The 13,670-nt window shown below is 60.7% G+C and carries 9 protein-coding genes, 2 tRNA genes and 1 pseudogene; 5 read left to right on the top strand and 7 right to left on the bottom strand.

Annotation, left to right across the window (positions count from 1 at the left end; all coding sequences use genetic code 11):
• Positions 1-119: 119 nt before the first annotated feature.
• Positions 120-422 (top strand): annotated as a pseudogene (locus ACQ4WL_RS23865) (transposase); the annotation flags it as partial.
• Positions 423-531: 109 nt separating this feature from the next.
• On the opposite strand, the gene ACQ4WL_RS23860 reads toward ACQ4WL_RS23865, so the two are convergent.
• The 4 genes from ACQ4WL_RS23860 to ACQ4WL_RS23845 form a co-directional block, all read right to left on the bottom strand.
• Positions 532-1,143, bottom strand: coding sequence for an immunity protein Imm33 domain-containing protein (locus ACQ4WL_RS23860; RefSeq protein WP_436511968.1), 612 nt, complete (start codon positions 1,141-1,143; stop codon positions 532-534).
• Between the two features lie 144 nt (positions 1,144-1,287).
• A complete protein-coding gene (locus ACQ4WL_RS23855) occupies positions 1,288-3,705 on the bottom strand; it encodes a TonB-dependent receptor plug domain-containing protein (protein ID WP_436511967.1) in 2,418 nt (805 codons plus the stop codon).
• Positions 3,706-4,011: 306 nt separating this feature from the next.
• Positions 4,012-5,058: an aldo/keto reductase gene (locus tag ACQ4WL_RS23850; RefSeq protein WP_436511975.1), complete on the bottom strand. Its 1,047-nt coding sequence runs from the start codon at positions 5,056-5,058 to the stop codon at positions 4,012-4,014.
• Positions 5,058-6,107, bottom strand: a complete 1,050-nt coding sequence (locus tag ACQ4WL_RS23845; protein WP_436511966.1) for a quinone-dependent dihydroorotate dehydrogenase — start codon at positions 6,105-6,107, stop codon at positions 5,058-5,060. Before ACQ4WL_RS23845 ends, ACQ4WL_RS23850 begins: the two co-directional genes overlap by 1 nt.
• A 182-nt stretch (positions 6,108-6,289) precedes the next feature.
• Here ACQ4WL_RS23845 and ACQ4WL_RS23840 point away from each other — a divergent pair, with 182 nt between their 5' ends.
• On the top strand, positions 6,290-9,601 hold the full coding sequence (locus ACQ4WL_RS23840) for a S41 family peptidase (protein ID WP_436511965.1): 3,312 nt from the start codon (positions 6,290-6,292) through the stop codon (positions 9,599-9,601).
• A gap of 88 nt (positions 9,602-9,689) precedes the next feature.
• Here the strand turns inward: ACQ4WL_RS23840 and ACQ4WL_RS23835 are convergent, their stop codons facing one another.
• The 3 genes from ACQ4WL_RS23835 to ACQ4WL_RS23825 are packed head-to-tail and all read right to left on the bottom strand — an operon-like array spanning position 9,690 to position 11,792.
• On the bottom strand, positions 9,690-10,412 hold the full coding sequence (locus ACQ4WL_RS23835; RefSeq protein WP_426071567.1) for an arginyltransferase: 723 nt from the start codon (positions 10,410-10,412) through the stop codon (positions 9,690-9,692).
• Positions 10,413-10,466: 54 nt separating this feature from the next.
• Entirely contained in the window at positions 10,467-11,183 is a 717-nt protein-coding gene (gene aat / locus ACQ4WL_RS23830) for a leucyl/phenylalanyl-tRNA--protein transferase (protein ID WP_436511964.1), read from the bottom strand.
• Between the two features lie 30 nt (positions 11,184-11,213).
• Entirely contained in the window at positions 11,214-11,792 is a 579-nt protein-coding gene (locus ACQ4WL_RS23825; protein WP_071075798.1) for an NUDIX hydrolase, read from the bottom strand.
• A 186-nt stretch (positions 11,793-11,978) separates the two neighbouring features.
• Between ACQ4WL_RS23825 and ACQ4WL_RS23820 the strand changes: the two genes are divergently transcribed.
• From ACQ4WL_RS23820 to ACQ4WL_RS23810, 3 genes are all read left to right on the top strand, one after another.
• Positions 11,979-12,055: transfer RNA gene (locus ACQ4WL_RS23820), tRNA-Met, on the top strand.
• A 151-nt stretch (positions 12,056-12,206) separates the two neighbouring features.
• Positions 12,207-12,283, top strand: a tRNA-Met gene (locus tag ACQ4WL_RS23815).
• Between the two features lie 405 nt (positions 12,284-12,688).
• A complete protein-coding gene (locus ACQ4WL_RS23810) occupies positions 12,689-13,669 on the top strand; it encodes an ATP-binding protein (RefSeq protein ID WP_436511963.1) in 981 nt (326 codons plus the stop codon).
• The last annotated feature ends 1 nt before the right edge of the window (position 13,670 follow it).

Here is a 13,670-nt window from a genome sequence, read left to right as displayed (position 1 = left end):
GACCAGTTTTACCGCTTCTTCCCGAAGCTCCGGTGTGTATGTTGTTGAGCGTGTCATAAGTTCTCCAGTCGGTGAAGTTTACCAAACTAGAGTGTCCGAAAAAGTCAGGGTACCTCAACTTGCTCAAAACTGAACTCAAGGAAATCTGGTTCGCGCCATCCGTTCGCGAGGGCGCGCGTCGATGGAAACGCTGGATGCGCCTCGCCCTCGAGAGCAAGATCGCCCCCGTGATCAAGTTCGCCAAGCGCTTACGCAAATACGTCCGGGGCATCATCGCCTCGGCCATCTATCCGATGAATTCGTCCATTCTTGAAGGCGTCAACAACCGCATCAAAGTCATCAAACGGATGGCCTACGGGTTCCGGGACTCTGCATATTTCTTCCTCAAAATCAAGGATGCCTTCCCCGGTAAAACGCGATGAACCAATTTTTTCCCCTCCACTGCATATACGAGGATGTTCGACGGCGCACCGTACAGCACGGCTTGCGCGCCGGGCAGGGCCGCGCAAAAGTCTTTCAGTTCATCGCTTGTCATTCGTCAACCGCCATGAATTGTTGCGTGTTGTGGTCGAAAGCATAGGCCGACCCGGCCGGAGCATCGAGCAGGCGGATGAAACGGTCGTCCACGCTGAGCACGGCACCGAGCGATACCAGGGACACGTTGGCGCTGTCGTTGATGTAGTCGTCGCTCTCGTCGTTGGCGGTGAAGCGCCAGCCGCTGTCGTCGCCGTTGTCCGGCTCCTCGCGGTACAGATAGCCGACGGGCGCGCCATCTTCCAGCACGCGTTTTGTCACAAAGCACAGGCCAGCATAGCGGTTGACGAGATTGTCGTCATCGTCGTGTTGCGTATTGATGATGTGGCGCGCTTCGAAGGCGATGGCGTCTTTGGCTTTCAAATCGGGGATGTAGCCGGGCATGTTGTCGAGCTTGCCAGTGAAGTTGCCATGCGCTTCCACCGTCTCGACCAGCACCCACATGCGTTCGGCGCCAGGCGCTTGCGGATCGTCGCTGTGGAAGGCGAAGATCAGCTTGACCACCTCACCCGGGCGCACCTGGGCGATGGCCTCGGGCGGTGATTTATAGAAGGTGTAGGGATGGCGCGCCGCCAGTTCGGCGGCGTCGGCCAGGTGCCAGCTGGGCATGGTGGTCCGTCGTCAGAGTGGGGGAATGTCCATGGTAGCCGATTGCCTGCCAGGATGGCCACCCGTACACCAGGGCTTTATTCGATAGGCGGGAATAAAAACGGGAGGCAGATGCCTCCCGTGCTGCGTTGCTATTGCCAGCTATTACCAGCTATAACCCGCCTTGGCGTAGTAATAGCGGCCGTTGAAACCGTTCGGCGCGAAACCGCTGTACGGCTGAGTGCCGCCATTGTTGAGGTTGCCCACGCTGGTGATCTGGTCCGGATAGCGGTTGGTGACGTTGTCGATGCCGGCCACCAGGCGCCAGTTCTTGCCCAGCTTGACGGAACCGGACACATCCAGCACCCATTGCGGATCGTAGTGCTGGTCTTGCAGGGCATTGTTTTGCGGCACGATGAAACTGCCGTAGCGGGTCACGACGCCGTGCGCATTCCAGATGCCGAAGCTGTAGTCGGCGGCCAGGCTGAACTTGTCCTTCGGCGAACCGACGGTGGCGCGCTCGATGGTCTGGCGGTCGATCAGTTTCAGGTTGTTGGCCGTCAGGATGGCCGGATTGTCCGCTACTTTCTGCACCGAGGTCTTGTTGTGGTTGTAGGCCACGGTCAAGTCCAGGCGGTCCTTCTCTTGTAAGTCGATGCGGTAGGTGCTGACGATGTCCACGCCTTCCGTGCGCGTATCGACGGCGTTGGTGAAATAGCGTCCTGCGCCCACCGGCGTGCCCTGCGCGGCCAGGATGTTTTTCAAAGCACTGCTGAGTATCAGATTGGCCGAGAACAGGATGCGGTCATCGATGTCGATGCGATAGGCATCCACCGTCGTCGTGAAGTTGCGGGTGGGCTGGAACTGCAGGCCCAGGCTGTAGTTGCGGGCTTTCTCCGCTTTTAAGTCCTGTGCGCCCAGGGCGCGCGCTTGCGGCGTGTTGACGGCAAAGGTACCGGTCTCGATAGCCGTATTCGTGCCATTGATGACTTGAAAGTTGGTGGTGGTGATGGTGTAGTACTGCTGCGCCAGCGACGGTGCGCGGAAGCCGCTCGACACGGTGCCGCGCAGGGATAGCGCATCGCTGAACGAATAGCGGGCCGAACCCTTGGCCGAGGTGGTGCTGCCGAAATCGCTGTAGCGCTCATGGCGCAGGGCCACGCCGCCGGACAGGTTTTTCGTCGCTTCCGCTTCCAGGTTGACATAGATCGATTCATTGTGACGCGAGTGGCTGCCGGCGTTCTCGGGACGGAAGCCGGCAAAGCCTTGCGAACCGGTGCCGCTATAGGAGGCTTCTTCGCCTGCGCCGATCGTGTATTTTTCATGGCGCGCTTCGGCACCCATGGCCACCGTTAGCGGCCCCGTAAAGTAAGCGACGGGAAATTCGCGCGCCGCATCCAGATTGAGTACGGTCTGTTCGTTTTTCAGCGAGCCCACATAGAAGTGCGTGGGGCTGGCGGCAGACAGGCTGAAATTGACGGTATTGTCGAGGTCCAGCTTGAACTTGTTGCCACCGTAGTTCAGGCTGGCATCCCAGCGCCAGCCTGCCGCTTCGCCGCGCAAGCCCGTCACCAGGGACTGGTCGGTCAGGGTGCTGTTCTGGATCGGCAAGAAGCCTTCAGGAAAGATCGACGAGCGCGTGACGTATTGTCCTTTGTCGTCCTTGACCAAACCGGCGCGCCAGGTGGCGCCAGCCGAGGTGTCGCGCTGGCCGTAACCGCCGAAGGCATACCAGTCCAGGTTGTCGCTGAGATGGTATTCGCTGCTGATGAAGACGGTAGCCGGTTTGCTCTCGGCATCGCCGTAGCGCAGGTTGACCTGGCCATAGCGCGGTTCCAGCGGATTGCTGAAATCGCGGCCGGCACGGTTGGTCGGACCGCGATCCGCCACTTCCGCCGAGACACGCACCCAGCCATCGTCGCCCAGGGCGAAGCCGGCCGAACCCTTGATGGATTTTTGCTTGCCGTCGCGTTCCTGCGTCTGGCCATAGCCCACTTCGATATCGCCGCCGGCCGCGCCTTTTTTCAGGATGATGTTGATCACGCCGGCAATCGCATCGGAGCCGTATTGGGCCGCTGCGCCATCGCGCAGTACTTCCACGTGGTCGATGGCGGCCAGGGGAATGGCGTTCAGGTCGACGGGCGCCGAGCCGCGGCCCAGGGTGCCGTTGACGTTGACGACGGCCGAGGTGTAGCGGCGCTTGCCGTTCACCAGCACCAGGGTCTGGTCGGGCGACAGGCCACGCAGCTGGGCAGGGCGCACGGCATCGCTGCCATCGGCACCCGTCGGACGGGGAAAGTTCATCGATGGCAACAAACGCGCCAACACGGTGGCCAGTTCGGCCGAACCCGTACTTTGCAGGTCGCGCGAGGTGAGGATGTCGATCGGCGATTCGGAATCGATGGTGCGGCGGTTCTTGGCGAAGGTGCCGGTGACCACCACCGATTGCAATTCCCCTTCGGCCGGCAGCTCTTGCTGCGCTTGCGCCTGCATGGGCAGGCTGAAGCAGGCGATCAGGCTGGCGGCGATCACGGTTTTTACGGGCAGGGCGGGAATCTGGGAGCGGGCGTTGCTTGAACTCATCGACGATATCTCTTCGGTTGGTGGTTGCGCGAACCATGGCGGTCCGGTGATGCAATCAGATTAACAGTGGGCACGTGGCATGCTTACGAATCGTTCTGTCTATCGATATGCAATAAATATCTGAAACACGTAAAAATGGCGCGAGTAGCGCATATGGCCTCGTTTCCAGCATACGACCGGGCATGGCAAGGCTGCAATGCTGCACAGCAGTAAATTGCCAGCTGTTGTATAAATACGACTAGGTGCGAGGAGAGTGGGTAGTCTGGCGCTACGTTGCGTTGAGCTGCGCCGCCAGACGGAGGGCGTTTACTGTCCCGGATTGGGCGCGCTGGCGTGGATGGCGTCGACGGCCGCCACCAGTTCCGGCGACAAGGTAACTTGATGCGCATCGATATTTTGCTGCAACTGCGCCACGCTGGTGGCGCCGATGATCGTCGAGGCCACGAACCAGCGCGAGTAGCACCAGGCCAGCGCCAGTTGCGCCGGCGTCAAGCCGTGCGCGCGGGCCAGCGCCGCATACTGGCTGGCTGCCGCGATGGTGGCAGGGCGCACGTAGCGGGGGCTCCAGCCGGCCGGGAAGCGCGTCAGGCGTCCCTTGGCCTGCGGATCGTCGAGGTATTTCGCCGTCAGCTGGCCGAACGCCAGCGGGCTATACGCCAGCAAGCTGACGTTTTCCCGGTGACAGGTTTCATCGAGCAAGCTCGTCTCGAAATGGCGCGCCGTCAGGTTGTACAGGTTCTGGATGGATACGATGCGCGGCAAGCCTTTCAGCTCGGCCTGTTTGATGAATTCGCACACGCCCCACGACGATTCGTTCGACACGCCGATGTAGCCAATCTTGCCTTCCTCGACCAGCTTGCCCAGCACGGCCAGCGTATCCTCGATGGCGACCGAGGCGTGTTCCTTGCGCGGGTTGTACACGCTGGCGCCAAAGATGGGCAGGTTGCGGCTGGGCCAGTGCAGCTGGTACAGGTCGATGTGCTCCGTCTGCAGCCGGCGCAAGCTGTCTTCGACGGCGGCGCGGATATTGGCCGCGTCGTGGTCGGTCTTGCCCTTGCGTATCCAGTGCATGCGCGAGTTCGGCCCCGCCACCTTGCTGGCCAGGACGATCTGGCTGCGCTTGCCGCTTTTCTTCAGCCAGCTGCCAATGTAGCGCTCGGTGCTGCCCTGCGTCTGCGCGCTGGCCATCACCGGATACATCTCGGCCGTGTCGATGAAGTTGATACCCCGCTCGAGCGCGTAATCGAGCTGGCTGTGCGCTTCGGCTTCGCTATTCTGCTCGCCGAAGGTCATCGTGCCTAGGCAGATACTGCTCACTTCCAGGCCGCTGGAACCGAGCTTGACCTTGGCTATCATTTCGCCTGCTTGCCGCGCAGCGCGCGCGCGCACTCCTTGATCAGCGCTGGGCCCGCGTAAATCAGGCCGCTGTACAGCTGCACCAGCTGCGCGCCCGCCTCGAACTTGGCCAAGGCATCCTTGCCCTGCATGATGCCGCCCACGCCGATGATGGGCAAGGCGTCGCCCAGTTCCGCCTTCAGCAAACGGATGACATTGTTCGACAGTTCAAACACCGGTGCGCCCGACAGGCCGCCCGCTTCCGCGCCGTGCGGCATGCCTTCGACGGCACTGCGCGACAGGGTCGTGTTGGTGGCGATGACGCCGTCGATCTGGTGGCGCGTGAGCGATTCGGCGATGCTTTTCACCTGTTCGCCATCCATGTCGGGGGCGATTTTGAGGGCCAGCGGCACGTAGCGCTTGTGCTGGTCCGCCAGGCGCGCCTGGGCCTCTTTGAGCTGCGACAGCAGGGCGTCGAGTTCGGACGCGCCTTGCAGCTGGCGCAGGTTTTTCGTGTTGGGCGACGAGATGTTCACCGTCACATAGCTGGCGTAGGGGTAGACTTTTTCCAGGCACAGCAGGTAGTCATCGGCTGCCCGTTCGATGGGTGTGTCGGCGTTCTTGCCGATGTTCAGGCCCAGCACGCCGGCGCGGTTCTGGTAAAACTTCGACGCCTGCACATTTGCCACGAAGGCGTCCACGCCGCCATTGTTAAAGCCCATGCGGTTGATGATGCCCTGCGCCTGCGGCAGGCGGAACATGCGCGGTTTCGGATTGCCCGCCTGCGCGCGCGGCGTGACGGTGCCCACTTCGATGGAGCCAAAACCCAGATCGGCCAGCGCGTCGATGTAGGCGCCATCCTTGTCCAGGCCCGCGGCCAGGCCGACCGGGTTCGGGAAGGTGATGCCCATCACCGTGCGCGGATCGGCTGCAGGCTTGCTGGCCAGCTTCGTCAGGCCCAGCGCGCTAGCGCGTTTCAGGGCGGGCAGGGTGAGATGGTGGGCCGCTTCGGCATCCATCGAAAACAGCAGCGGGCGGGCGAGGGAGTACAGGAATTTTTCGGACATGGGGCGCTTTGAGTAGGTGTGCTGGCTACCGGGAAGGGCTGGCGGCCGGCTATGTAATTGCCCGTATTTTACCGTGTTCCGCGCCGGCTCCGGTGTATAGTTGTCATTGGCCTCAAGCAACATTGAGTCCAGCCCAGACTGTTGATATCCTCTGTTTTCTTACACAATAAGTGAGACATCGATTGAAAAAGACACGCATCTTGACGGCCATCGCGGCTGCCAGCGCACTGCTGCTGAGCCACCCGGCCCTGGCCCTGCCCAATACGCAAGACACCCGCATGCTGAGCGAACCGGCCGTCTCCAGCCGCCATATCGCCTTCATCTATGCGGGTGATTTGTGGCTGTCGAATCTGGACGGCGGCGGCGCGCGGCGATTGACGTCGGACCTGGGCGACAAGTCCCATCCCGTCTTCTCGCCCGACGGCAGCCTGATCGCGTATAGCGCCAATATCGACGGCAATGTCGACGTGTATGTGATCGCGGCGGTGGGCGGCGTGCCGCGCCGCCTGACCTTCCACCCGGGCGCGGATCTGACGCAGTCGTTCACGCCCGATGGCCAGGCCGTGATGTTCACCTCGCCCCGCGCCGCCTTCAACAACCGCTTCCAGAAGCTGTTTACGGTGCCGGTGGCGGGAGGCGTGGAAACGCAGCTGGAAATCCCCAACGCATCGCGCGCCGCGTATTCGCCGGACGGCAAGCGCATCGCCTACAACCCGCTGGCGCCCGCCTTCAAGCAGTGGAAGCGCTACCGGGGCGGCACCAATTCCTGGCTGTGGCTATTTTCGTCCAGCGACAAATCCATCGAAAAAATCCCCCAGCCGACCACGCGCTCGAACGACGTCGACCCCATGTGGCTGGGCGACAGCGTGTACTTCCGCTCCGACCGTAACGGCGAATTTAACCTGTTTGCCTACGACGTCAAGACGAAAGCCGTGCGCCAGCTGACGCAGCACACGGATTTCCCCGTGCTCAACGCGTCGGCCGCGAACGGCACCATCGTCTACGAGCAGGCCGGCTATCTGCACGCGTTTGACATCGCCAGCGGTCAGGCGCGCAAACTCGCCATCGGCGTGGCCAGCGACCTGGGGCAGGCGCGCCCCCGCTGGGTCAAGAATGCGAAATACATCCGCGATGCGTCGATTTCACCATCGGGCGCGCGCATCGCCTTCGAGTACCGGGGCGAGATCGTCACCATCCCCGCCGACAAGGGCGACGTGCGCAACCTGACGCAGACGGCCGGCGCCCACGAGCGCACGCCCATCTGGTCGCCCGATGGCCGCTCGGTTGCGTATTTCTCGGACGAGTCGGGCGAATATGAACTGCATGTGCGCTCGCAGGACGGCAAGGGCACCGTACGCAAGTTCAAGCTGAATGGCAGCGGCTTTTATGACAACGCCGTCTGGTCGCCCGACAGCAGGAAGATCGCGTTTGCCGACAATGGCTGGAGCCTGTATGTGATCGACGTCGGCAACGGCAAGGTGCAAAGAATAGCCACGGAACCGATGTATGGCGTGGACAAGAGCATGCGCGCCTCGTGGGCGCCCGATTCGCGCTGGCTGGCCTACACGCTCAATTCGCCCACCTACACGCGCAGCGCCTACATCTATTCCGTCGAGCAGAACAAGTCGATGCCCGTGACCGATGGCCTGTCCGACGTGGCCCAACCCGTGTTCGACAAGAGCGGCAAATACCTGTACTTCTTCGCTTCCACCAATGCTGGCCCCAGCAACAACTGGTTCTCGCAGCAGAATGAAGACAACCTCGTCACGCGCACGGTCTGGATGGCGGTGCTGCGGCGCGACTTGCCGTCGCCTTTGATCAAGGAAAGCGACGAAGAAAAGGCCGCCGGCGCGGACGCCAAAAAAGACACGGCGAAGGCGGAAGCCGAGCCGAAGAGCGAAGCGAAGATCGATCCGAAGACGGGCCGCGACGACCCGAAAGTGGCGGTGGCGCCCGTGGCGCCGATCCACATCGATTTTGACGGTATCGCCACGCGCATCGTCGACTTGCCGCTGCCGGCCGCGCAGTTCTCCAGCCTGACGGCTGGCGCTGCGGGGCAGATCTTTTTGCTGCGCGAAAGCGATGGCAAGAAGGCCGTGCAGCGCTTCGATCTGAAGGAACGCAAGGCGGAAACCGTGGTGGCGGAGGCTGACGATTTCGAAGTCTCGGCCGACGGCAAGAGGCTGCTGTACCGCCAGAAGGATAACTGGGCCATGGGGAGCGCCACGGGCAAGCTGCTGGCGCCGGGCGAAGGCAAGATCAAGGTCGACGCCATCGAAGTGAAAGCCGATCCGCGCGCCGAATGGACGCAGATTTTCAACGAAGTGTGGCGCATCAACCGCGATTATTTCTATGATCCGGGCATGCATGGCGTGGACTGGAAGGCCATGCGCGACAAGTACGCCGTGTTCCTGCCCGAGCTGTCCAGCCGCGCCGACCTGAACCGATTGATCCAGTGGATGTGCAGCGAACTGGCCGTGGGCCACCACCGCGGTGGCGGCGGCGATGATTTCATCGAGGTGAAGAAGGTGCCGGGCGGGCTTCTGGGCGCCGACTACGAGGTCAGCGACGGCCATTACCGCTTCAAGAAAGTGTATGGCGGCTTGAACTGGAATCCGGCCCTGCGCGCGCCGCTGACGGAGCCTGGCCTGAACGTCAAGGCGGGCGAATACCTGCTGGCCGTCGACAGTCGTCCTTTGTTGCCGCCCACCAACTTGTACAGCGCCTTTGAAAACACGGCCGGCAAGGCCATCGACCTGACCGTGGGGCCATCGGCCGACGGCAAGGGCGCGCGCACGATCACCGTGGTGCCCGTGCCGACCGAAGATGCCTTGCGCAACCGCGACTGGATCGAAGGCAATATGCGCAAGGTCAATGCGGCGACGGGCGGCAAGGTGGCATACGTCTACGTGCCCAATACGGCGGGCCTGGGCCACACCTACTTCAAGCGCTATTTCTTCCCGCAGGCGGACAAGCAGGCCATCATCGTCGACGAGCGTTTCAATGGCGGCGGCAGCGTGGCCGATTACTACATCGAGATCCTGCAGAAGAAGGAAATCGCCTGGTGGACCATGCGCTATGGCGCCGACATGAAGACGCCATCGGCCTCTGTCCAGGGGCCGCGCGCCATGCTGATCGACGAGACGGCCGGCTCGGGCGGCGACTTGCTGCCGTGGATGTTCCGCAAAAACAACATGGGTCCGCTGATCGGCAAGGCCACCTGGGGCGGCCTGGTGGGCGTGCTGGGCTTTCCCGTGCTGATGGATGGCGGCTTCATCACGGCGCCGAACCTGGCGTTCTGGACGCGCGAGAATGGCTGGGGCGTGGAAAACGAAGGCGTGCCGCCCGATATCGAAGTCGAGCAAACGCCGGCCGACGTGATCGCCGGCCGTGATCCGCAGCTGGAAAAGGCGATTGAAGTGATCCAGGCCGAGCTGGCAAAGAACCCGCCTGCGCGGCCTGCACGTCCGGCGTTTCCGGACAAGAGCAAGTAAGCTGAAGTGCAGAGGTCAGACCCTCTCGATTGTTAGCTCTGAGCTTGGCGCTAACGCTCGCGGGGGTCTGACCCCAGCATTACTTTTTTTACAGGATCACCCACTGACCCTTGATGCGCGCTTCCAGCGGCTTGAAGTTGATTTTATACGCCATCTTCGGGCTTTGCGCGATCCAGTAGCCCAGGTAGATGTACGGCAGGCCCAGTTCGCGCGCCTGGGCGATTTGCCACAGCACGTTGTAGGTACCGTACGAGGCGCCCGGTACGTCCGGATCAAAAAAAGTGTAAACGGACGACAGGCCATCGGCCAGCACGTCGATGATGCTGACCATGCGCAGGGTGCCATCGGGCTCGCGGAACTCCACCAGGCGCGTGTTGACCCGGCTTTGCAGCAGGAATTGCGCGTACTGGTCGCGGCTGTCCTGGTCCATGCCGCCGCCCGCGTGGCGCGTGCTCTGGTAGCGCAGATACAGCTCGTAATGCTCGTCAAGAAAGGACAGGGTGGCCACGCCCGCCTGCAGGTCGGCGTGCCGGCTCCATGCGCGGCGCTGGTTGCGGTTGGGGGTGAAGGATTGCGCCACGACACGCACGGGGATGCAGGCCTGGCAGCCATCGCAATACGGGCGGTAGGTGAAAATACCGCTGCGGCGAAAGCCGTTACGCACCAGTTCCGAATACACGTCGCTGTTGATCAGGTGCGACGGTGTGGCTACCTGCGAGCGGGCCTGGCGGTCGTCCAGGTAGCTGCACGGGTAGGGCGCCGTCGTGTAGAACTGCAGGGTGGCAAACGGTAGTTCGTTCAGGTGCGTCATGCTGATCCTGTCTGGTCTGTCCGCGGCAATGTGCCTGGAGATATCATAGCTTTTTTACGCCGGTGGTGCAGCATGCCAATCGGTGATTTGCTTTGCTTCAATGGCGCTGCGCACATGGGCCAAGAAGCGCGCGCGTGAAATGGGCGCCGCGCCCAGCGAGGCCAGGTGTTTTGTTTCTTGCTGACAGTCAATCATTGCCACGCCGCGCGCTTTCAAAAAGCGCACCAGCTGCGCCAGTGCGATCTTCGAACCATCCGTGACGCGCGCGAACATCGATTCACCATAGAACATGCGCCCGATCGATACGCCATACGCGCCGCCCACCAGTTCCCCGTCCAGCCACAGTTCCGACGAATGCGCGTAGCCCAGCTTGTGCAAGCCCGTGTAGCCGGCGATGATCTCGTCCGAGATCCAGGTCCCCGGGCCATCCTTGCGCGGCGCGGCGCAGGCACGCATGACGCCTTCGAAATCGCCGTCGAAGCGCAGTTGCCAGCGCCCGTCCGTGGCGGCGCTGCGCTCGACCTTGCGCAGCGTCTTGGCCAGGCTGTCTGAGACCTTGAAGTCCTCCGTCATCAGCACCATGCGTGGATCGCTGCTCCACCAAAGGATAGGCTGGCCTTCGGAAAACCAGGGGAAGATGCCGTGTTTGTAGGCATCGAGCAGGCGCGCGGGTGACAGGTCGGCGCCGGCCGCGAGCAGGCCGGGCGCTTCATCGGTGAGGGCGCGCGAGACGTCGGGAAAGGGCGTGTGGGTGTCGAGCCAGGGAATCATGCCATCGCAATGGTAATGGGGTGAATGGGCTTACTCGGCATCCGGGCGCGCCATCGGGCGCGTGATGTCGCCCGTATGGACACCGTAACTGCCGCCTTCGCGGATTTTCACGCGGTCGGCAAAGAACAGTTCCAGGGTGGCGCGGATGGTGGGGAAGGCCAGGTCATCCCAGGGAATCTGCGCTTCCGTAAACAGCTGCACGTCCAGGCTTTCGATGCCCGGTGCGAAATCGAGGTCGCGCAAACGCGCCAGGTAGAACAGGTGTACCTGGTGCACGCGCTGCACGTTGAGCAGCGAAAACAGGGGCCCCAGCTCGATATTGGCGCCCGCTTCCTCCACCGTTTCGCGCTCGGCCGCGTCCGACGTGGTCTCGTCGTTTTCCATGAAGCCGGCCGGCAGGGTCCAGTAGCCCAGGCGCGGCTCGATGGCGCGCTTGCACAGCAAGACCTGCAACTGGCCATCTTCTTCCCACACGGGGATGGAGCCGACCACCATTTTCGGGTTCTGGTAATGGATGGCGTCGCAGTTGGCGCAGACATAGCGCGGACGGTTGTCGCCTTCCGGAATGGACAGGCTGACAGGATGGGCGCATTCGGAGCAGAATTTCATGGGCGGGCTTAGGAAAATGGGTGTCTAGTGTAACGCTTACTGTACACCGATTGCGCGCGGCGTGGCGTGACGGGCGGACACCATGCCAACCGGCAATTGGCCGACCTTTTTTAATTAAATGGCTCTATTGCGGTCGAAGTTGAGATAGCTATTGCCTAAGTCGCCCGTTTGCCCTTATAATTCGAGTGCGGGGTGGAGCAGTCTGGCAGCTCGTCGGGCTCATAACCCGAAGGTCACAGGTTCAAATCCTGTCCCCGCAACCAATACCTGAAAGCCGCTGACTCTTGAAAAAGATCGGCGGCTTTTTCATTTCTGCCTGGCGCTACCCATCGGTAACATGCGGGAGGCGGGGCAGGACTGACATTGTCAAATCATGCCCTTTACGCCGCGCAACAATCTGGTATATAATTCGTCTGCGGGGTGGAGCAGTCTGGCAGCTCGTCGGGCTCATAACCCGAAGGTCACAGGTTCAAATCCTGTCCCCGCAACCATTTCGAAGCCGCTGATTTCTCGCAAGAGGGTCAGCGGTTTTTTCGTTGTGCGTGCCGATCTGTGATCCTTTTCATCCCTCCATTGCATCCGCGTCACCCTGGCCTGTTTTAATGGCTTATGCGTCGGGCGAATCCTTCTCGCTTCGAATAAATTCCTGAGTGCCCCGCCTGCATAAGTCGTGGCCTGCTGTATTACCCGCCACATGCAGTGCTGGTACAACAGATGACATCCCGGTTTCAGAATCTACCAGCAACGCGACATAGTTTGTCGCAGACCTTGATATATTTAATCCGGAATTTGAATTATTGCTTTCGGTTTAGTGTCTGTATTTAATATAATTTGCGGGTTTTAAAAATTCCTCATCCAGATGGCATCGGTATCATTTTAGGATTGTTTGAAAAAATATGCAGCGTGAAAAAAAGTCCATTATCGGAGATGCGGAGATACCGGTAATAGCTTCTGAGTCGGAAGCAGGCTACCGAAAATCGATATCCGAGGCGCGGTTTCCATCACGCATACCTGCGGTTACATTGCGGGATGTAATTTTGTCGGTGGAAACTCAAAATCAATTTGACGAGTGTCTTGCGAAAATACGTTTTCACAAAAAAATATATGTGGAATGGGGGTTTGCGGAAGTCGATCCCCTGGGACGCAGTTCGGTACTGAATTTTTATGGTCCGCCAGGAACCGGGAAGACCCTGGCGGCTGAGGGCCTGGCTGGAACCCTGGGTTTGCCTATTATTCAGATTAGTATTGCGGATCTGGAGAGTAAATATATGGGCGATACAGCTAAAAATATCCAGATCGCCTTTCAAGCCGCGCAGGATTGTGGTGGCCTGCTTTTTTTTGATGAAGCAGACACCCTGTTGGGGCAGCGACTTTCTTCTGTGACGCAAGGCATCGACAATGAAGTCAATGCCATGCGTTCCACATTGTTGATCGAATTGGAGCGCTTCGACGGTATCGTTGTTTTCGCCACCAATTTCGCCAAGAACTATGACGTTGCATTTCGCAGCAGGATAACCCACCACATCCGTTTTTCCTTGCCAGACATTGCCGCTCGGGTGCGTTTATGGCAGCGGATGCTACTTCCTGGAATACCTATTGCGGGTGACCGTCATGAACTCGCACAGCAATGCGCTGCCTTGTCGGAAAATTTATCAGGGCGCGAGATCCGGACGGCGATGCGTCTGGCCCTGCCCAAAGCCCTGATTGCCGCGGAGAAAGCGCGTTTGCCCGCCATGCTGGCGATTGATAATCTGCAAGATGCGATCACGCAAATCAGGGCAGCCCAGGCGGAAGTGGCATCGCAAGCGGGTACTGCAAATGGACAGGCTGGACTTGCCAAGCAGTTGCTTGGCGTTAAAACAATCGAGGAGAAGTAAG

The sequence above is a fragment of the Janthinobacterium kochi genome, assembly GCF_051380715.1.
GTDB lineage: Bacteria > Pseudomonadota > Gammaproteobacteria > Burkholderiales > Burkholderiaceae_D > Janthinobacterium.
This window is presented reverse-complemented; position numbering and strand designations above follow the sequence as displayed.